Raw genomic sequence first — 17,954 nt, forward strand, 5'->3', positions numbered from 1 at the left:
CCTTGGCTCAGCCAGGTAGAGCGGCTTCGGCCATGGCCTGGGTGGCCCGTTCGGCCGCATCCGCCCGCCGTTCCGCCGTCAGTCGCAGCTCATCCTGGTCGGAGTCCTCCAGGGGAAGCTCGAACCAGAAGCTCGTGCCGATGCCCGGCTCGCTGACCATCCGGATCTGGGTGCCGTGCTTGTCGAGAATGCCGCGCACGATCGAAAGACCGAGCCCGGTGCCCGCTTCGAAGTGCACGGCGTTCTCCACGCGGAAAAACCGTTCGAAGATCCGGTCCTGATCGGCTTCCGAGATGCCGCAGCCGCTGTCGCCGATCTCGATCCTCAGCCGTGGCAGTGGGGAGGTGAGATCGCAGTGGGGCAGATCCCCGCTGGGCAGGGCATCGGGATCGATCAGGCAGCGGTCTGGCCAGGGATAGGCCCGCAGCACGATCTGACCCCCTTCCGCTGTGAACTTGAGGGCATTGCCCACCAGATTGTCGAACACCTGGAGCAGCAGATCCCAGTTGGCGAGCACGCGCGGCAGCGGTTCCTCGGACTCGAACAGCAGCTTCACCCCCTTGTCCTCGGCATTGAGCCGGTAGGTGCGGAGTGTCTGTTCGATGGCGGGGCCCACCTCGAGCGGTTCAAAGCTCCAGGCACGGTCTGATTCCAGTCGGGACAGGTCGAGCACATCGTTGACCAGCCGGGTGAGCCGGTCGGTTTCCGCATTGGCGATGCCCAGGAATTCCTTCTTCTCCTCCTCGGAGAGTTGATCGCCCAGGTCGTGGAGCGTTTCCACGTAGCTCTTGATGTTGAACAGCGGCGTGCGCAACTCGTGGGACACGTTGCTGATGAAGCGGCTCTGGGCCGCATTGAGTTCCACCTCCCGCGTGAGGTCCTGAACGGTCATGGCGATCCCCTTGAGGGATTCGCCGCTGGCATCCCGTACGGGTTGCAGAACGATGCGCAGGGTGCGGGGCGGCTCGCCGACGTTGCAGCGCACATCGGCCGCCTCCTGCTGGCCGATCATCACGTTTTCCAGGGCGGAGTGGAGTTCAATCGCCAGCCGCTCCGGCAGCTCGGTGATCAGCTCCTGGCCCTCCAGCTTGCGGCCCTCCCAGCGGAACAACCGGCGCGCCGTGGGGTTGGCCAGCACGATGGCGCCATTGGCGTCGAGCAGAACGGCCCCATCGGCCATGGTGGCGATCAGGGATTCCTGCTTCACCTGGGCGGCGGTGAGCTCCTCGATGTTGGCGGCCTTGTAGACCTCCAGCTCGGCCGTCATGGCGTTGAAGCCTTCGAGCAGTTCCCCCAGCTCCCCGCCGATCGGCAGGGCGATGCGGGCGCCGAAGTTGCCGCCGGCCACCTGGCGCACGCCACGCAGCAGTTCCTTCACCGGCTGGGTGATGGTGAGGGCGTTGAACACGGCCCCCAGGATCACCAGCACCCAGATCGAGATGAACACGGCCACGGTCACCTCCCGGGTGAGGGCGGCACTGGCCAGCAGGGTTTCGTTGGGATTGATGCCGAGGGCGAGCACGCCGAAGTAGCGGCCCTCACTCACCATCGGCACGAACACGTCCGTCACCTGTCCGTCGGGGGTGAGGTGATGACGGATCAGGGGATTGTCCGGACGCTTCTGGATGTCTGGCGGCAGTTCCAGGCGGCGGCTGAGCAGCAGCTCGCTGCTCCCGGAGGTGCCGCCGATCGGAATGCCCAGATAGATCACCCCATCGGGATCGGCGAAGAAGATGTAGCGGAGGCTGCGGCTGGAGCGCCAGAACCGTTCCGCCACCGAGGCCAGTTCCCTGTCGTTCCCTTCCGCCACCAGGGGAGTGACGTTGGCGGAGAGCAGCAGGCCCAGATCCCGTGCGTAGCGGGTGTCGCTCATGCGGGCATCCCGCTGGATCCCGTTGAGCGCGAAGAAGGTGATGCCCGTCATCAACAGGCTCACCACCAGGGTGGCCACCGCCAGCAGCTTGGTCTGGAGGCTGAATTCCGCCCACCAGCGGTCCAGGGCCCGGCGCCAGGCTGCCAGGGTGCCGGAGCCGTATGGGTGCTCACTCATCGCGTCCGCACCTGGTGGCCGATGTCACGCCGGTAGGTCATGCCGCGGAACTGCACCTGCTCCAGCCCGGTATAGACCCGATCGAAGGCGGCATCGAAATCCTCGGCCTGGGCCACCACCGCCAGCACCCGTCCGCCGCTGCTGACGCAGCTGCCGTCCGCCTCGCGGCGGGTACCGGCGTGGAACATCTGCAGGTCCGGGGCGGGGGGCTGCACCCCCTGGAGCACGTCACCCTGCCGGATCGTGCCGGGATAGCCCTCGGCGGCGGCGATCACGCAGGCACTGCAGCCCTGGCGGATGCTGAGCGGGGGTGCGGCATCGAGCCGGCCCTGGGCGCAGGCGAGCAGCACGGCCGCCAGTTCCGGACCGAGCAGCGGCATCAGGGTCTCGCACTCCGGGTCGCCGAAGCGGCAGTTGAACTCGATCACGCTCGGGCCGGCGTCGGTGAGCATCAGCCCGGCGTACAGCACGCCGCGGTAGTCGATGCCACGGCTCTGCAGGGCCCGCAGGGTGGGTTCGAGCACGTCCCGCCGCACGCGATCGAGAGCCTCCTCATCCAGCAGGGGCGCAGGCGCGTAGGCCCCCATGCCGCCGGTGTTCGGCCCGGTGTCCCCCTCGCCGATGCGCTTGTGGTCCTGGGCGGGGGGCAGGAGCACCAGGCGCTTGCCATCGGTGAGGGCGAACACCGACACCTCCGGGCCGTGGGTGCGCTCCTCCAGCACCAGGGAGGCGCCGCCCCCGAAGCGGCCGGCGAAGATCTCCTCGACGGCATGGCGGGCCTCCTCGAGGGTCTCCGCCACCGTGACCCCCTTGCCGGCGGCCAGACCATCGGCCTTCACCACCAGCGGCCGGCCCTGCTCCTCCAGGATCGCGAGGGCCCGGCTGAGGCTGTCGGCCGGCCAGAAGCCCGCCGTCGGCACCCCGGCCTCCTGCATCAGGGCCTTGGCCCACTGCTTGCTGGCCTCGAGGCGGGCCCCATCGGCCCCCGGCCCGAACACCGCCAGGCCTGCCTGGCGCAGCCGGTCCGCCAGCCCCGCCGCCAGAGGGGCCTCCGGTCCCACCACCACCAGATCGATGGCGAGCTCGCGGCACACCTGGAGCAGGCCCTCCGGGTCGCTGTCGCTCACCGCCAGCTGCAGGCAGCCGGGCAGATCAGCCGTGCCGCCGTTGCCGGGTGTCACCCACACCTGGGTCACGCCGGTGCTGCGGGCCAGGGCCCAGCCCAGGGCGTTTTCCCTGCCACCGGAGCCCACCACGAGGATGTGGCGGGCTTGGCGTGAGACCTCTGGCTCCATCGGAACAGGACGGGTGGAAGGGGACGGGGGCGTGGCAGTGCCCGGACCGGGAGTGCCGCCTCGGTTGAGCTTGAACCAAGATGGTGCCGGCCGATGCTCGCCCCGGCGCTCGACCCAGCAGCGGTTTGCCCCGCCAATCTTCCTTCACGCCTGCCCTGTCCATGGGAGCCCGTTTCCCTGCAACCACGTCATGACGCCGCTGCGGGCCGCCCATCCCTGGAGGGTTGCACTGGCTGCCGTTGCGGCCACCACCTGGGCGGCCGCCCTCGGCCATGCCACGGCGGCGCCGATCGGGCTGCGGCCGGATCCGGAGAGCGTGGAGCGGCGCTGCCGGGCGGCGCGGGCCGCCGGGGACACCGGCCAGCTCCAGCTGCTCCAGGACGAGCTGCTGGCTCAGCGCCCCGCCGGTCCCAGCAGCACCGAGGCGGTGCTCGCCACGGCCGAGGCCCTGTTGGTGTGTGAGGCTCCCGATGCTGCCCTGGCGGTGCTGGCGCGCCACAGCCCGGCCCCGGGCCCCGACCGGCAGGCCTGGCTGCTGCTGCAGTGGCGGGCGGCCGATGCCGGGCAGGACCACGAACGGGCCGCCCGCGCCCTGCGCTGGATGGCGGCCGGCGACCTGGCCCGCCTGGAGTCGATCGCGCTGCCGCGCCAGTCCGGCCAGTCCGGAGTTGCGTTCACCCGCCCGGCGCTGGATCAGCTGGCCGACCACCTCGAGAGCCTGGGGCGCAACGACGAGGCCGCCGAGGTGCTCCTGGCAGGCCGCACGCCCGGAGAGCCGCAGGCCCGCCGCTGGGCTCGGGCGGTCGCCCTGGCCGAGGGCCTGGACGCCTCCACACGAGAGGCCCTGCTGGAGCAAGCGCTGGATCAGGCGGCCGCCAGTGGTGCCTGGGGACTGGTGGCTGCCCTGCTGGATCAGCAGCTGGCGGCCGTGGCGGCCGGACCGGGATCCAGCCTGTCGCCCGCGGCGGCGCAGGCCCTGCGGCGGCGGCTGCGGCTCAGTGGCCGCATCGACGATGCCTACGGTGAATGGCTCCTGCAGCGCCGCTTCGGCGTGGATCCCGAGCGGGCCGCTGAGCTCGAACGCCAGCTGCGCTCGCCCCGCGATCCCGGTGGCCATGCCACCACCCCTGACCCCAGCACCCAGCCATGAGCGCCTACGCCCTCGCTTCCCTCCTGCATGAAGGCAAGGCCAAGCGGGTCCACGCCACCGACCGTCCCGATCTGGTGGCCGTGGAGTTCAAGGACGACGCCACGGCCTTCAATGCGCTCAAGAAGGCCCAGCTGAGCGGCAAGGGCTGGCACAACTGCCAGATCTCCGCCCTGCTGTTCGAGCAGCTGGCGAGCCAGGACATTCCCACCCACTACCGGGGCCTGGCGGAAGCAGAGCACGGCGGCAACTGGATGCTCGTGCGGCCGGTGCGAATCATTCCCATCGAGGTGGTGATCCGCAATCGCGCCGCCGGATCGCTGTGCCGGCAGATGCCGATCCATGCGGGCACCCCTCTGGAGCCCCCGCTGCTCGATCTCTACTACAAGGACGACGGCCTGGGAGATCCCCTGCTGACCGAAGCCAGGTTGGAGCGCCTCGCGCTGCTGACCGCGGAGGAGCGCGCAGACGTGGAGCGCCTGGCGCGGGAGGTGAACACGGCCCTGGTGAAGGTGTTCGATCGGGTGGGGCTGATCCTGGTGGATTTCAAGATCGAACTGGGCTACACGGCGGACGGGCAGCTGGTGGTGGCCGATGAAATCAGCCCCGACACCTGCCGGCTGTGGGATCGGGCCGTCGAGGATGTCAACGAACGGATCCTGGACAAGGATCGCTTCCGGCAGGACCTCGGAGGAGTCGTCGAAGCCTATGGGCAGGTTCTCAAACGGCTCCAAGGGGTGTGTCCCGAACCCTTGATCTACCGGTAAGGTCACCGCACATTGGCGGTTCATCCGCCCCATTCGTCACAGGCATGGTGGGTTCGCTCGGCTTGAAGGGTGTGTGGCCACTGCTGGGCGTAGCTCTCCTGGCCGGCGCTCCTGCTCTGGCGCAGGAGTCCCCTGCTCCCGATCCGTCCGCGGAATCCCCTCCGGCCGATCAGCCTGCCCCTGTGGAGCAGCCTGATCCTGCGGAGCCGTCCGAGGAGCCATCCGAGCCTGCTGATGCCCCCGCGCCGGGCTCTGAAGCCTTCCCCACCCCCGCGCCGGAAGCCACCCCCGACCCCGGCGCCTTCTCTGCTCCGGAGGAATCGGCGGCTCCCGAGGAGCCCAGAGTGCAGATCGCCGAGATCGTGGTCGAGGGACTGGACGGCCATCCCGAGCAGGAACGTCTCGAGCTGGCCGCCTATGACGCCATGGCGGTGCGGCCCGGCACCCGGGTGACCCGCAGCGAGCTGCAGACCGATCTCTCGGCGGTTTACGCCACCGGCTGGTTCTCCGATGTGCGGATCCAGCCCGTGGATGGCCCCCTGGGCGTTCGGCTGATCGTGGCGGTGGTTCCCAACCCGGTGCTCCGCCAGGTGAGCCTCGAGCCGGCGGACCTCAAGGTGCCCGAGCAGGTGGTCACCGATACCTTCGCGCCCGATTACGAGAAGACGCTCAACCTCAACACCCTGCAGACACGCATGCAGGAGCTGCAGCGCTGGTATGCGGACGAGGGCTACTCTCTGGCCCGCGTCACCGGCCCCAGCCGGGTGAGCCCTGACGGCACCGTGGAACTGCTGGTGCGGGAGGGGATCGTCAACGGTGTCGAGGTGCAGTTCCTCGACAAGGAGGGATCCGCCACCAACGACAAGGGCGAGCCGATCCGCGGCAAGAGCAAGCCATGGGTGGTGACCCGGGAGATCTCGATGAAGCCCGGTGATGTCTTCAACCGCCGCAAGCTGGAGGAGGACATCCGCCGCCTCTACGGAACGGGTCTGTTCGGCGATGTCAAGGTGACCCTCCGTCCCGTGCCGGCCGAACCGGGGCAGGTGGTGATCGTGCTCGGCATGGTGGAGCAGTCCACCGGCTCGGTGTCCGGCGGTGTGGGCTACAGCCAGAACCAGGGCGTGTTCGGTCAGATTCAGCTGCAGGAAAGCAACCTGCTCGGCCGTGCCTGGAGCCTGGGCACCAACTTCTCCTACGGCCAGTTCGGTGGCCTGGGTGACATCACCTTCACCGATCCCTGGATCAAGGGGGACCGCTTCCGCACCTCCTTCCGGACCCGCGTGTTCTTCAGCCGGGAGGTGCCCCAGATCTTCCAGAGCGAGAACACCGAGACCACCTTCAACGGCAAGGACTTCGACGGGGCCGACTTCGACGTGGTCACCAACAGTCCGGTGAACACCTCGGGCCCCTTCTCGGAGGTGCGCACCAACTTCGATTCGGTCGCGATTCAGCGCATCGGCGCCAACGTGCAGTTCGTGCGTCCCCTCAATGGCGGCGACCCCTACAAGAAGGCGCCGTGGAACCTCATCCTCGCCTTCGGCGGCCAGGAGGTGACCCCCATGAACTTCTCGGGCACGAAATATTCCCAGGCCGTGGTTGGTGTGGATAACGACGACCGCCAGCCCGTCAGGGTGCCCAGCGAGAACGTGATCTGTCTCGCGTTCAACTGCGCCTCCGAGAACCAGCTGCTCAGCTTCCGGGTGGGGGCCACCTACAGCAGCCTGGACGACCCCCGCAACCCCACCCGCGGCAACTTCTTCAGCATCGGCTCCGAGCAGTTCCTCTCCGTGGGCAACGACTCGCCCACTTTCAACCGGGTGCGCTCGACCTTCACCCACTACATCCCGGTGGACTGGCTGAAGATCTACAAGGGCTGCCGGCCCAAGCCGGGCGAGACGCGCGACTGCAAGCAGGCGCTGGCCTTCCAGGTGTCGGGCGGGGCTCTGATCGGTGACGAGATTCCTCCTTACGAGGCCTTCTGCCTGGGTGGCGGCAACTCCGTGCGCGGCTATGCCGACTGCGATCTGGGCGTGGGCAAGGTCTTCGGGGAATTCACGGCGGAATACCGCTTCCCCCTGTTCAGCATCGTGAGCGGCTCGGTGTTCTTCGATGCCGGCACCACGTTCGGCACCCAGGGCGACATCCCCGGCAATCCGGGTGGTCTGCTGGGCAAGAAGGGCGAGGGCTTCTCCCCGGGGATCGGCCTGATCGTCACCACGCCGGTGGGCCCGCTGCGGCTGGAGGTCGCCACCGAGGATTTCACCGACAACTGGCGCTTCAATCTCGGTGTGGGCTGGAAGTTCTAGTGGGGCCCTGGCCAGCTGATTACTCTCAGGCCTGGACTCTGGCCTCCGCCGTGGACCGCAGCGGCGTGGGGCTGCACAGCGGCAGCACCGGGCGGGTGCGTCTCGAGCCCTCGGAGCGGCCGGGCTACTGGCTCGGCTGGCTCGATCAACCTTCCCTGCCGCTGGTGCGCCTCACCCCGGCCGCCGTGCACAGCACCACCCTGTGCACGGCGCTCCAGCTGGGTGGCCGTCACGTGTCCACCGTGGAGCACCTGCTGGCGGCCCTGGCGGGCACGGGGGTGAGCCAGGCGGTTCTGCTGGTGGAGGGGGAGGAGATTCCCCTGCTGGATGGTTCCGCCCTGCCCTGGGTGGAGGCCATCGCCGAAGCGGGCCTGGAGGCCCTCTCCTCTCCAGTGGCCGCACCGGCACCGCAGGCGCCGCTCACGCTGCACCAGGGGGACGGATTCGTCACGGCCCTGCCCGGTTCCGGCCTGCGCCTGGGAGCCGCGATCGACTTCAGCGATGCGGCGATCGGCAGGCAGATGCTGTCGCTGGCGCTCACTCCGGCCACGTTCGTGGCCGAGATCGCCCCGGCCCGCACCTTCGGCCTGCGCTCCCAGGTGGATCAGCTGCGGGCCGCCGGCCTGATCCGGGGGGGATGTCTCGACAATGCCCTGGTCTGCGACGGCGACCGGTGGCTGAATCCACCGCTGCGGTTTGCCGATGAACCGGTGCGCCATAAAATCCTGGATCTGTTGGGCGACCTGGCACTGGTCGGTCTGCCAAGGGCCCAGGTGTTTGCCTTCCGCGGCTCCCATGGTCTTCACATCGCCCTGGCTGCCGCCCTGGCGGAGCTGCCCTGCCCGGCCTCCCACCCTGCTTGATCGTCTTGCCTCCCATCGCACCCTCCGGCCCCGATTCCTCCGCTCCGCCTGCCCCTCCGGCCTGTGTGCTCCAGGCGGAGCAGATCCAGGGTCTGCTGCCCCACCGCTACCCTTTTGCGCTGGTGGACCGGGTGATCGCGCATGAGCCCGGCAGGCGCGCGGTGGCGATCAAGAACGTGACCCTCAACGAACCCCACTTCCAGGGGCACTTCCCGGGTCGCCCGCTCATGCCCGGGGTGCTGATCGTCGAGGCGATGGCCCAGGTGGGGGGATTGATCGTCACCCAGATGCCCGATCTGCCCAAGGGGCTGTTCGTCTTTGCCGGCATCGACGGCGTGCGCTTCCGCCGCCCCGTGGTGCCGGGCGACCAGCTGCGCATCAGCTGCGAGCTGATCAGCCTCAAGCGCAAGCGCTTCGGCAAGGTGGCGGCCGAGGCCACGGTCGACGGGGAACTGGCCTGCTCCGGTGAACTGATGTTCTCACTGGTGGACTGATGGCCACCACCATCCATGCCACGGCGGTGGTCGATCCGCGGGCTGAGCTGGCCGCCGGGGTGCAGGTGGGGCCCTATGCCGTGGTGGGGCCCGAGGTGACGATCGGCGAGCACTGCCGGATCGGCCCCCATGTGGTGCTGGACGGGAGGGTGCGGATGGGACGGGGCAACCGGATCTTTCCGGGCGCCTGCATCGGCCTCGAGCCCCAGGATCTGAAGTACACCGGGGACCCCACCGAGGTGGTGATCGGAGACGACAACACCATCCGCGAGTGCGTCACCATCAACCGCGCCACCACCGGCCGCCAGCAGACGCGGATCGGCGACGGCAATCTGCTGATGGCCTACAGCCATCTGGGCCACAACTGCCAGCTGGGGGATCGCATCGTGATCGCCAACGGCGTGGCGGTGGCGGGCCATGTGGTGATCGGTGACCGGGCCGTGGTCGGCGGGGTGCTGGGCATCCACCAGTTCGTGCAGATCGGCACCCTTGCCATGGTGGGCGGCATGAGCCGGATCGAGCGGGATGTGCCCCCGTACACGCTCGTGGAGGGCCATCCCTCCCGGGTGCGGGCTCTCAACACCATCGGCCTGCGCCGCAGCGGGCTCACCGAACTGGATGGGGGGCGTCAGTATGCCGACCTCAAACAGGCCTGGACCGTGCTCTACCGGCAGCGACGCACCCTGGCGGAGGCCCTGCTGCAGCTTCGGGCCGCTCCCCTCACGGCGGCGGCCGAAACGCTGGTGGCCTTCCTGGAGGCCTCGCTGGAGCCCTCCCGGCGGGGCCCGATTCCAGGAGCCCGCTGATGCTCCGGTTGCTGGTCAGCACCGGTGAGGTGTCCGGCGATCTGCAGGGGGCTCTGCTGGTGCAGGCCCTGCATGAGGAGGCCCGCCGACGGGGGCTGGCTCTGCAGGTGGTGGCCCTGGGGGGTGAACGCATGGAACGGGCGGGCGCCGAACTGCTGGCCAACACCACCCGCATGGGGGCGATCGGCCTGCTGGAGGCCATTCCATTCGTGGTGCCCACCCTGCTCCTGCAGCGGCGTCTGAAACGCTGGTTCCGCCTGGCACCGCCCGATGGGGTGGTGCTGATCGACTACATGGGCCCCAACGTGAACCTGGGCCTGCGGCTCAAGCGCCGGTTCCCCCAGGTGCCCGTGACGTACTACATCGCTCCGCAGGAGTGGGCCTTCAAGTTCGGCGCCGAAGGACGCACCAACCTGATCCGCTTCTCGAACCAGATTCTGGCGATCTTCCAGGAGGAGGCCCGCTTCTACGGCTCCCGTGGGGCGAACGTGATCTACGTGGGCCACCCGCTGGTGGACACGGTGGAGCACCTGCCCCAGCGCCGCCAGGCCCGCGCCGAGCTGGGGCTCGAGCCGGGGGCTCCGGTGCTGCTGCTAATGCCCGCCTCCCGCCGCCAGGAGCTGCGCTACATGCTGCCCCACATCGTGGCGGCGGCCGCCGCCCTGCAGCGGGCCCGTCCTGACCTGCAGGTGGTGGTGCCGGCCGGCCTCTCCGGGTTCGAGGGCCCGCTCAGCCGCCAGCTGGATCAGGCCGGTGTGAGGGCCCTCGTGATCCCGGCCGCCGAGGCCGACCGGCTCAAGCCGGCCCTCTGCGCCGCCGCCGACCTCGCCCTGGCCAAGTCCGGCACCGTCAACCTGGAACTGGCGCTGCGGGGGGTTCCCCAGGTGGTGGTGTACCGGGTGAGTGGGCTCACGGCCTTTGTGGCCCGCCATCTCCTCCGCTTCAGTGTGCCCCACATCTCGCCGGTGAACCTGGTGCTGGGTGAGCGGCTCGTGCCGGAGCTGCTCCAGGCCGACCTCACCGCCGAGGCGATCGTGCGGGAAGCCTTGCCGCTGCTGCAGCCCGGCAGCGCCGCCCAGACGGCCATGCTCGAGGGTTATGCCCGTCTGCGGGAGGCCCTGGGACCACCCGGCGTGACCCAGCGGGCCGCCGCGGCGATCCTCAACCAGGTGCAGGAACCGCCGGTGCAGGAGCCGCCTCCATGAAGAACGCCACGGGCCATGCGGCCACTCCGGGCCGGCCCCCCGCAGCCTCGGCTCCTCCGGCGCCTGGTCGCCCCCCGCAGCGCTGGCGGGTCTGGCTGGCGTGGCTGCTCTTGGCGGGGCTGCTGCTGGGCGTGGTGCTCACCCCACGGCCGGCCCTGGCCGTTGCCCCGCAGGAGGCCGTGTTCGCCGGCGGCTGTTTCTGGTGCCTGGAGCATGACCTCGAGACCCTGCCTGGGGTGGTGGAGGTGATGAGCGGGTACAGCGGCGGCCACCTGGAGAACCCTCGCTACGAGCAGGTGTCTGCCGGTGGCACCGGCCACCAGGAGGCGGTGCGGGTGCGCTTCGATCCGGAGCTGCTGCCCTACCCCACGCTGCTACGGGCCTACTGGCGCAACGTTGATCCCTTCGATGGCAGCGGGCAGTTCTGCGACCGCGGATCCTCCTACCGCCCGGTGATCTTCCCCCGCGGGCCGGAGCAGCTCCAGCAGGCTGAAGCGAGCCTGGCGGCGGCGGCCCAGGTTCTGCGGCAACCCGCCGAGGCCCTGCAGGTGGTGATCCAGCCGCTCGAACGGTTCTGGCCAGCCGAGGACGACCACCAGAACTACGCGGAGCGCCATCCGGTGAACTACGGCTATTACCGCTGGGCCTGCGGCCGCGATCGCCGCCTCGATCAGGTGTGGGGAGCTGCGGCCCGCAGCGCGGCGCCCTGGTGAGGGCCCTGGAATCGGAGCAGATTCTGCAGTTTTCCCGGCGGTGGTCCAGAGCGAACCAAGCGCCCCGAAAATGAAGGTAGGTTCCCAGACCGATGCATCCGCCTTACCGTGAGACGCGCAGCCGAGCAGAGCCCTGTATGTATCTGCTGACCATTCGCGAAGGCCTGCAGACCCGCCACATCGGCCCCTACGAGAGTCCGAAGCAGGCCGCTGACGATCTCGATCGCCTGCTGCCCCTCTGCAGCGAGCGGGCCCGCTGGCAGATCCATGCCCTCGAGTCGCCGCAGGCCCTGCGCGGCGCCCATGGCTCCGCTGTGATGGCCGCATCCGGGCCGATCGCAGCCTGAGGTTTGGCCTGGGGAGTCCTCATCGGAGGCTCCCCTCAGGGCTGGCGCGGATAGCCCCGGAGCAGGCCGCTCTCCACCATCAGCCCCACGCCGGCGTTGATCAGGACCAGGCCCAGGGTTCCGTACCAGAACCATGGCCCGGGGTCGGTCATGCCTTCAACCCGGCTGGTGGCGGCCAGCACCTGGATGCCCCGGCGAATCACGGCTTCGCCGAACAGACAGAGGCCGGCCGGCAGAAGGAGCACGCCGAGCTGAGCCTTCACGTACCAGCGAATCTTCTTCACGGCCATGGGGGCCAGCCTCCGGACATGGCCCCCAAACCTAGGTGGCCTCCAGGGGAGCACCGCCGCACACCCAGGCCACCAGGGTGCGCACGCCGAAGCCGGTGGCTCCGGAGGGGTCCAGGCTGCGGCCCTTGTCGGTCCAGACGGTCCCGGCGATGTCGATGTGGGCCCAGGGGATGGCGCCACTCACGAAGTCCTGGAGGAACAGGGCTGCAGTGATCGAGCCACCCGGGCGGGGGCCGGTGTTCTTGAGGTCGGCCACGCCACTCTTGAGGCCCTTCTTGTAGGAGGAACGCAGCGGCATCGGCCACAGGCTCTCGCCGCTGGCCTCGCCCGCTTCGACGAGGGCGCCCGACAGGCCGTCGTGGTTGCTCCACAGGCCGGCCATCTCATCGCCCAGCGCGATCACGCAGGCTCCGGTGAGGGTGGCCAGATCCACGATCGCATCGGGCTCAAGCCGGCAGGCGTACACAAGGGCATCGGCCAGGGTGAGGCGCCCTTCCGCGTCGGTGTTGTTGATCTCGATCGTCTTGCCGTTCGAGGCGGTGAGGATGTCACCGGGGTGAACCGCACCGCCGCTGATCATGTTTTCGCAGCTGGCCACGATCACGTGCACCTCCACGTCCGCGGGTTTCAGCTGGGCGATCGCCCGAGCCGCCCCCAGCACCGCTGCGCTGCCTCCCATGTCGTACTTCATCATCTCGATCTGGGAGCCGGCGGTCTTGAGGTTGTAGCCGCCGGAATCGAAGGTGAGTCCCTTCCCGACCAGCACCACCCGCCGGCTGGCGCCGGCTTCCGGGCGGTAGGTGAGGTGGATGAATTTGGGCGGCAGATCGGACCCCTGGGCCACCCCCAGGTAGGCCCCCATGCCGAGGGCTTCGCAGTCCGCCCGCTCCAGCACCTGCAGGCTGAGGCCGAAGTCCTTGGCGATGGCCCCGGCGGTGTCCGCCAGGTGCTGGGGGGTGGCCACGTTGGGGGGCGCGGCCACCAGCTGGCGGGCCAGTTCCACCCCTGCGCAGGTGGCCTCCATGGCGCTCAGGCCAGCCGCGGCGTCGGCGGGCAGACCCACCAGGACCACCCGCTCGGGCTGCCGGCCGGGCTTGGGCTCGCTCTTGAAGCGCTGGTCCTCATAGAGGCTGAGGCGCACGGCTCCGGCGATGGCCTGGGCTGCGGCCTCCAGCGGCAGGGGACCGGCGGGAATGGCCAGCCCCATCGTCGTGGCGCGGCTGTCGGCGGCTGCACGGGCCCCTGCGGCGGCGGCCTCCTGCAGGCTGGAAAGCCCGTAGGACGCTTCCTCTCCGAGTCCCACCAGAATCACGGTGCCGGGGCTCTGGCCAAAGCGTTGCAGGCTGACGCACTCTCCCGCCTTGGCCTTGAACCCGCGCCGTTCCAGCCAGCCGGCCAGATCCGCACCCAGCGCCTCGCCCAGGCCCTCAGGCATGGCCGGGGCAGCCTCGGCCGCGGCGAACAGCCCCACCACCAGCGCATCCAGCGCAAGGCCTTCGCCAAGGGCTCCCTCGGTTCCCGCCCCCTCACCCATCCCTTTCAGCAGGCTGCTCAGTGGGTCAGGGATGCAGCGAAACTCCATGGATCGGCCTTGGGAACGCCGATCGTAGCCAGGGTCAGGACTGGGATCCGGCCGTGAACGGGGTGGCCCAGCGGCTGCGGGTCTCCTTGTTGAACGGTGGCTGCCAGTGCCGGATCAGAGCCTGTTCCAGGGCCCGGCGGGGGCGGACCGCGGCGGGCACATCGAGGTCGAACCGGATGCTGAGCACCCCGTGAAGCCCGGCCTTGGCCAGGGCTTCGCCGTAGGCCGCCAGGTAGCCCTTGCAGTCGTGATCCCCCTTCCAGCGCCGTCCGGCCTGGCCGGTTTCCCCCACGTAGAGCAGCAGCGGCGCGGGAAGATCCGCCGGCGCATCGGTGACGAAGTAGAGGGCGGCCCCCCGCTGGGGCGGCTCGGGCCAGCGCCAGAACTGCAGCGATTGCGGCTGCAGCCGCATCGGATCGGGCAGCGCAGCAACGGGCTCTCCGCCGAACAGTGAGGGCTGGGCCAGGGCAGGCGCCGCCTGCTGGAAGAGCGGAGCCTGGAAGGCCGCGATCTGAAGCCGCCAGGCCTGCAGCTGGTGCTGCTGGATCGGCAGCGACTCCCCGGGAACCGCGCCCCCGAGCGGGGTCGCCGCCGCGAACAGATCGCCCTGACGTGCCATCGCTCAGCTGCGCCTGGCCAGGGGCAGCACGGGCCCGGTGGGGCCTGCACTGAAGCGCACCCGGCCGATCCAGCCTTCCACCAGGGACGACGGCAGCTGCAGGCGCTGCTGCAGCTCGGCCAGATCGCGGAAGGGGCGGCGGGCCCGCTCGCGCTGCAGGCGCAGGCGCTGGTCCGGGCTGAGCCCCAGGGCCTCCAGGGCCGTGCCCGTCGCCCGGTTCACATCGATCGGCGAGGCCCCCGCCGCCGGGGGGGCTTCGCCGTACCAGCGGAACTCCAGCACCGGCAGCCAGGCGGCGACCCGATCGGCCGGCCATTCGAGGGCCTCATGCAGATCGTCCGGGCCGCTGAGCTGAATCCCGCCGGCCTGGAGACGCAGCAGCAGGTCCACCTGTTGGGCCTGGATGCCGGGCAGCCGCCCCCAGTCGGCCGCGGTGGCCCGGTTCACATCCAGCCGCCAGCCCAGGGCCGCCGCCCGCCGGACCTCCACGGCATCGAGGAGCGGCCGATGCGGGTCCTGGCGCAGCTTGAGGGCCAGCAGCTCCAGCTCCACGGCCTCTTCTGTGCTGCCCTCCTGAGCCGCCGCCTCGTCTGCGGCGTTCCCGTCCGCCAAGGTCTTGTCTGAGGCGGGTCGCGGGCTGGGTGGAATCTGCCCTGTGGCCACGAGCAGCTGCCGCGCCAGGGGGTCCAGCCAGTGGCGTCGGGCCATGGGTGGAAACGCTCTGGGGTCGTGGGGCCGAAGCTAGCGGCAGCTTCAGGGGTCGGGCCAGCCGATCAGCCCCCAGCACACCCCGAGCACGGCGGCGTGGGCCCGGTCCCTGGCCGGCAGCTTGCGCAGAACGTTCTGCAGATGGGTCTTTACCGTGTCAACGCTCAGGTAGAGGCTGCCGGCGATCTCGACGTTGCTGCAGCCCCGGGCCACCTGGGCCAGCACCTCCAGCTCCCGTGGCGTGAGCGGCTCCAGGGGGCGCTGGTTCTGGGGGATGCCCTGCACCACCGTGCGCAGGGTCTGGTCGATGTAGACCCCACCGCAGCACACGGCCTGCACGGCGGCCAGCCCGCAGCCCTGGCCGAAACGGGATTCGGCCACCAGACTCTCGCAGCCGGCCGCCACCGCCTCCTGCAGCCGATGCCAGCGCTGCTCGCGGCTCACCAGCAGCACCGTGGCCAGCTGCGGGCGTCGGGCCTTCAAGGTCAGCAGCAGGTCGATGCCGTTGCCCTGCTCCAGCGCGTCGCTCACCACCAGCAGATCCGGCGAGAGGCGCTCCACCAGCTCCAGCCCCTCGCTCGCCGTCGTGGCGGCTCCCACCACCGCATCCTGGGCCAGGGAACCGGCCAGGAAGGCCCCCAGACTCACCCGGTTGCCGAGGCAGAGCACCATCCGCCGGTTCTTCAGCAGGGCGGCGGTCTGGCGGCCCCGATCCCGGAGCGCCGTCAGCAGGGGGGTGTAGTTCACGGTGGCTGGGCGCAGAACCGGAGGCGAAGGCCCGGAACTGCCGCCCAGGCCACTGCGCCCATGGTGGCTGCGATCGCCGCGGATGACCGCACCCCCGGATCCGCAGGGCCAACCGTGCCGGACGCCATGGCTGGCATGGTTCCCTGGGCCGGCCCCGTGCAATGGCTGATCCAATGGCTGATCCGCCGCCGGTTCACCCGCTCTGACCGCGCTCCAAGGACGCCCTGATGACGCCCTGATCACGCCCCGATTACGCCAATCCGCACTCCCGCAGCCGTGAGCGGCCGCTCACAATTGATCCTGTGCAGTCTTGTGGTGGTCGCCTGCTGATGGCCTTCTTCGATTCCGAGATCGTGCAGGACGAAGCCAAACGGCTGTTCCTGGACTATCAGCAGCTGATGCAGCTCGGCAGCGACTACGGCAAGTTCGATCGGGAGGGGAAGAAGCTCTACATCGAGCGCATGGAGGAAATGATGGAGCGCTACCGCGTGTTCATGAAACGCTTCGAACTCTCCGAGGACTTCCAGGCCAAGCTCACCATCGAGCAGCTGCGCACCCAGCTCGGACAGTTCGGCCTCACCCCCGAAACGATGTTCGCCCAGATGGAGCAGACCCTGGAGCGCATGAAGGGGCAGCTGGAAGCCCAGCCCTGAACGGGGCCGTCGGCCCTCCCCTGCCTACGATCCGCCGCTGAGCAGGGCATGCCGATGGCAGAGGGCAGAGCGAATCTTCCGGCCTGGCTGGAGCGCGGCATCGCCGATCTGTTCCCCGACGCCGACCCCCCGCCGCTGGAGAGTGAGTCCGCCGGGCAGGAGGTTATGGGCGTCGCCGACCCTGGCGATTCCGCCCTGGCGGCCCGGCTGGCGGAAGCCAGCAGGAACGACCGCCCGCTGCGGGTGAAGCTGGGCATCGATCCCACCGGCGCCGACATCCACCTCGGCCATTCCCTGCTGTTCCGCAAGCTGCGGGCCTTCCAGGATGCCGGCCACACGGCCGTGCTGATCATCGGCGACTTCACCGCCCGCATCGGCGACCCCACCGGCAAGAGCTCCACCCGGGTGCAGCTGAGCGCCGCCGAGGTGGAGGCCAACGCCGAAACCTATCTGCTGCAACTGGGCCTGGGGCAGTCGAGGGATCAGTCCCTGCTCGACTTCGAAACCCCTGGAAGGCTCGAGGTGCGCCGCAACAGCGAGTGGCTGGCGGGCCTGGCCCTGCCGCAGGTGATCGAGCTGCTGGGCACCTCCACGGTGGGGCAGATGCTGGCCAAGGACGATTTCTCGAAACGCTACGGCTCCGGCACGCCCATCTCCCTGCATGAGTTTCTCTACCCGCTGCTGCAGGGCTACGACTCGGTGGCGATCCAGGCGGATGTGGAACTGGGTGGCACCGACCAGAAGTTCAACGTGGCCATGGGCCGCGACCTGCAGCGGCATTTCGGCCAGCGGCCCCAGTTCGGCCTGCTGCTGCCGATCCTGCCGGGCCTCGATGGGGTGCAGAAGATGAGCAAGAGCCTCGGCAACACCGTGGGGCTGCGTGAGGATCCCCTCTCGATGTATTCGAAGCTGGAGAAGGTGCCTGATGCGGTGGTGGACACCTATCTGACGCTGCTGACGGATCTCGATCTGCGTGCCCTGCCCCCCAATCCCCGCGAGCGCCAGAAGGCGATGGCCCTCGACATCACCCGCCAGCGCCATGGCGCCAGCGCCGCCGACCAGGCCCAGCGGGATGCGGCCACGCTGGTGGGCGCCGCCGCCGGGCAGCACGCAGCGGCGGCGGCGGTGCCGGAGGCCTCCCTGGCGGCGGTGAACTTCCCGGCCCGGGCGTTCTACCTGCTCAGTGCCCTCGGTCTCTGTGGCAGCAGCAGCGAAGCCCGCCGCCAGATCCAGGGGGGCGGGGTGCGGCTGGACGGAGTGAAGCTGGTGGACCCGAACCAGACTTTCGCCTCGGCCGCCGACCTGGAGGGCAAGGTGATTCAGCTGGGTAAGAAGACCTTTCGCCGTCTGGTCGGGGGGTGA

The 17,954-nt window shown here is 69.7% G+C and carries 18 protein-coding genes; 11 read left to right on the forward strand and 7 right to left on the reverse strand.

What is annotated here, in order from left to right; translation table 11 throughout:
• Nucleotides 1-7: 7 nt before the first annotated feature.
• Together CPCC7001_RS13085 and purD are read right to left on the reverse strand one after the other, a co-directional pair.
• A complete protein-coding gene (locus tag CPCC7001_RS13085) occupies nt 8-2,050 on the reverse strand; it encodes an ATP-binding protein (protein ID WP_006911150.1) in 2,043 nt (680 codons plus the stop codon).
• Nucleotides 2,047-3,345, reverse strand: coding sequence for a phosphoribosylamine--glycine ligase (gene purD / locus CPCC7001_RS13090; RefSeq protein ID WP_043369142.1), 1,299 nt, complete (start codon nt 3,343-3,345; stop codon nt 2,047-2,049). Before purD ends, CPCC7001_RS13085 begins: the two co-directional genes overlap by 4 nt.
• A gap of 190 nt (nt 3,346-3,535) precedes the next feature.
• On the opposite strand from purD, the gene CPCC7001_RS13095 reads away from it, so the two are divergent.
• The 9 genes from CPCC7001_RS13095 (at nt 3,536) to CPCC7001_RS13135 (ending at nt 11,993) form a co-directional block, all read left to right on the forward strand.
• Nucleotides 3,536-4,495: a hypothetical protein gene (locus CPCC7001_RS13095; protein ID WP_006911726.1), complete on the forward strand. Its 960-nt coding sequence runs from the start codon at nt 3,536-3,538 to the stop codon at nt 4,493-4,495.
• Complete coding sequence (gene purC, locus CPCC7001_RS13100; protein WP_006909865.1) at nt 4,492-5,259, forward strand: phosphoribosylaminoimidazolesuccinocarboxamide synthase; 768 nt, start codon at nt 4,492-4,494, stop codon at nt 5,257-5,259. The genes CPCC7001_RS13095 and purC overlap by 4 nt, the downstream gene beginning before the upstream one ends.
• Nucleotides 5,260-5,303: 44 nt before the next feature.
• The gene (locus CPCC7001_RS13105) at nt 5,304-7,565 is read left to right on the forward strand and encodes an outer membrane protein assembly factor (protein WP_006911069.1); all 2,262 of its coding nucleotides are present in this window, start codon (nt 5,304-5,306) and stop codon (nt 7,563-7,565) included.
• Nucleotides 7,565-8,428 (forward strand): UDP-3-O-acyl-N-acetylglucosamine deacetylase, encoded by an 864-nt coding sequence (lpxC, locus tag CPCC7001_RS13110; RefSeq protein WP_006911485.1) that lies wholly within the window; start codon nt 7,565-7,567, stop codon nt 8,426-8,428. Before CPCC7001_RS13105 ends, lpxC begins: the two co-directional genes overlap by 1 nt.
• Before the next feature lie 65 nt (nt 8,429-8,493).
• Nucleotides 8,494-8,922 (forward strand): 3-hydroxyacyl-ACP dehydratase FabZ, encoded by a 429-nt coding sequence (gene fabZ / locus CPCC7001_RS13115; protein ID WP_006909895.1) that lies wholly within the window; start codon nt 8,494-8,496, stop codon nt 8,920-8,922.
• The gene (lpxA, locus tag CPCC7001_RS13120) at nt 8,922-9,728 is read left to right on the forward strand and encodes an acyl-ACP--UDP-N-acetylglucosamine O-acyltransferase (protein WP_006911223.1); all 807 of its coding nucleotides are present in this window, start codon (nt 8,922-8,924) and stop codon (nt 9,726-9,728) included. Before fabZ ends, lpxA begins: the two co-directional genes overlap by 1 nt.
• On the forward strand, nt 9,728-10,933 hold the full coding sequence (gene lpxB, locus CPCC7001_RS13125) for a lipid-A-disaccharide synthase (protein ID WP_006910352.1): 1,206 nt from the start codon (nt 9,728-9,730) through the stop codon (nt 10,931-10,933). The genes lpxA and lpxB overlap by 1 nt, the downstream gene beginning before the upstream one ends.
• Nucleotides 10,934-11,043: 110 nt before the next feature.
• Nucleotides 11,044-11,646 (forward strand): peptide-methionine (S)-S-oxide reductase MsrA, encoded by a 603-nt coding sequence (msrA, locus tag CPCC7001_RS13130; RefSeq protein WP_006910545.1) that lies wholly within the window; start codon nt 11,044-11,046, stop codon nt 11,644-11,646.
• Between the two features lie 137 nt (nt 11,647-11,783).
• Nucleotides 11,784-11,993 carry a hypothetical protein gene (locus CPCC7001_RS13135; protein ID WP_006909604.1) on the forward strand — a complete coding sequence of 70 codons (210 nt, stop codon included), beginning with the start codon at nt 11,784-11,786 and terminating at the stop codon, nt 11,991-11,993.
• A gap of 35 nt (nt 11,994-12,028) precedes the next feature.
• Here the strand turns inward: CPCC7001_RS13135 and CPCC7001_RS13140 are convergent, their stop codons facing one another.
• The 5 genes from CPCC7001_RS13140 to CPCC7001_RS13160 are packed head-to-tail and all read right to left on the reverse strand — an operon-like array spanning nt 12,029 to nt 15,939.
• Nucleotides 12,029-12,283, reverse strand: a complete 255-nt coding sequence (locus tag CPCC7001_RS13140; protein WP_006910567.1) for a hypothetical protein — start codon at nt 12,281-12,283, stop codon at nt 12,029-12,031.
• Nucleotides 12,284-12,314: 31 nt separating this feature from the next.
• Nucleotides 12,315-13,865, reverse strand: coding sequence for a leucyl aminopeptidase (locus tag CPCC7001_RS13145; RefSeq protein WP_006909891.1), 1,551 nt, complete (start codon nt 13,863-13,865; stop codon nt 12,315-12,317).
• Nucleotides 13,866-13,899: 34 nt separating this feature from the next.
• Nucleotides 13,900-14,484: a hypothetical protein gene (locus CPCC7001_RS13150; RefSeq protein WP_006910752.1), complete on the reverse strand. Its 585-nt coding sequence runs from the start codon at nt 14,482-14,484 to the stop codon at nt 13,900-13,902.
• Nucleotides 14,485-14,487: 3 nt separating this feature from the next.
• The gene (locus CPCC7001_RS13155) at nt 14,488-15,192 is read right to left on the reverse strand and encodes a hypothetical protein (RefSeq protein ID WP_006909960.1); all 705 of its coding nucleotides are present in this window, start codon (nt 15,190-15,192) and stop codon (nt 14,488-14,490) included.
• Nucleotides 15,193-15,237: 45 nt separating this feature from the next.
• Nucleotides 15,238-15,939 (reverse strand): response regulator transcription factor, encoded by a 702-nt coding sequence (locus CPCC7001_RS13160; RefSeq protein WP_043369146.1) that lies wholly within the window; start codon nt 15,937-15,939, stop codon nt 15,238-15,240.
• Nucleotides 15,940-16,268: 329 nt separating this feature from the next.
• Between CPCC7001_RS13160 and CPCC7001_RS13165 the strand changes: the two genes are divergently transcribed.
• Both CPCC7001_RS13165 and tyrS read left to right on the forward strand, forming a co-directional pair.
• Entirely contained in the window at nt 16,269-16,592 is a 324-nt protein-coding gene (locus CPCC7001_RS13165) for a DUF1825 family protein (protein ID WP_006911025.1), read from the forward strand.
• A gap of 54 nt (nt 16,593-16,646) precedes the next feature.
• Entirely contained in the window at nt 16,647-17,954 is a 1,308-nt protein-coding gene (gene tyrS / locus CPCC7001_RS13170) for a tyrosine--tRNA ligase (protein ID WP_043370167.1), read from the forward strand.

Source organism: Cyanobium sp. PCC 7001 (genome assembly GCF_000155635.1).
Taxonomy (GTDB): domain Bacteria; phylum Cyanobacteriota; class Cyanobacteriia; order PCC-6307; family Cyanobiaceae; genus NIES-981.

What these genes read in the sequence shown, in the direction of transcription:
- CPCC7001_RS13085 (WP_006911150.1), bottom strand. Translation starts at nt 2,050, where the DNA reads ATGAGTGAGCACCCATACGGCTCCGGCACCCTGGCAGCCTGGCGCCGG.
- purD (WP_043369142.1), bottom strand. Translation starts at nt 3,345, where the DNA reads ATGGAGCCAGAGGTCTCACGCCAAGCCCGCCACATCCTCGTGGTGGGC.
- CPCC7001_RS13095 (WP_006911726.1), top strand. Translation starts at nt 3,536, where the DNA reads ATGACGCCGCTGCGGGCCGCCCATCCCTGGAGGGTTGCACTGGCTGCC.
- purC (WP_006909865.1), top strand. Translation starts at nt 4,492, where the DNA reads ATGAGCGCCTACGCCCTCGCTTCCCTCCTGCATGAAGGCAAGGCCAAG.
- CPCC7001_RS13105 (WP_006911069.1), top strand. Translation starts at nt 5,304, where the DNA reads ATGGTGGGTTCGCTCGGCTTGAAGGGTGTGTGGCCACTGCTGGGCGTA.
- lpxA (WP_006911223.1), top strand. Translation starts at nt 8,922, where the DNA reads ATGGCCACCACCATCCATGCCACGGCGGTGGTCGATCCGCGGGCTGAG.
- lpxB (WP_006910352.1), top strand. Translation starts at nt 9,728, where the DNA reads ATGCTCCGGTTGCTGGTCAGCACCGGTGAGGTGTCCGGCGATCTGCAG.
- CPCC7001_RS13135 (WP_006909604.1), top strand. Translation starts at nt 11,784, where the DNA reads ATGTATCTGCTGACCATTCGCGAAGGCCTGCAGACCCGCCACATCGGC.
- CPCC7001_RS13140 (WP_006910567.1), bottom strand. Translation starts at nt 12,283, where the DNA reads ATGGCCGTGAAGAAGATTCGCTGGTACGTGAAGGCTCAGCTCGGCGTG.
- CPCC7001_RS13145 (WP_006909891.1), bottom strand. Translation starts at nt 13,865, where the DNA reads ATGGAGTTTCGCTGCATCCCTGACCCACTGAGCAGCCTGCTGAAAGGG.
- CPCC7001_RS13150 (WP_006910752.1), bottom strand. Translation starts at nt 14,484, where the DNA reads ATGGCACGTCAGGGCGATCTGTTCGCGGCGGCGACCCCGCTCGGGGGC.
- CPCC7001_RS13155 (WP_006909960.1), bottom strand. Translation starts at nt 15,192, where the DNA reads ATGGCCCGACGCCACTGGCTGGACCCCCTGGCGCGGCAGCTGCTCGTG.
- CPCC7001_RS13165 (WP_006911025.1), top strand. Translation starts at nt 16,269, where the DNA reads ATGGCCTTCTTCGATTCCGAGATCGTGCAGGACGAAGCCAAACGGCTG.
- tyrS (WP_043370167.1), top strand. Translation starts at nt 16,647, where the DNA reads ATGGCAGAGGGCAGAGCGAATCTTCCGGCCTGGCTGGAGCGCGGCATC.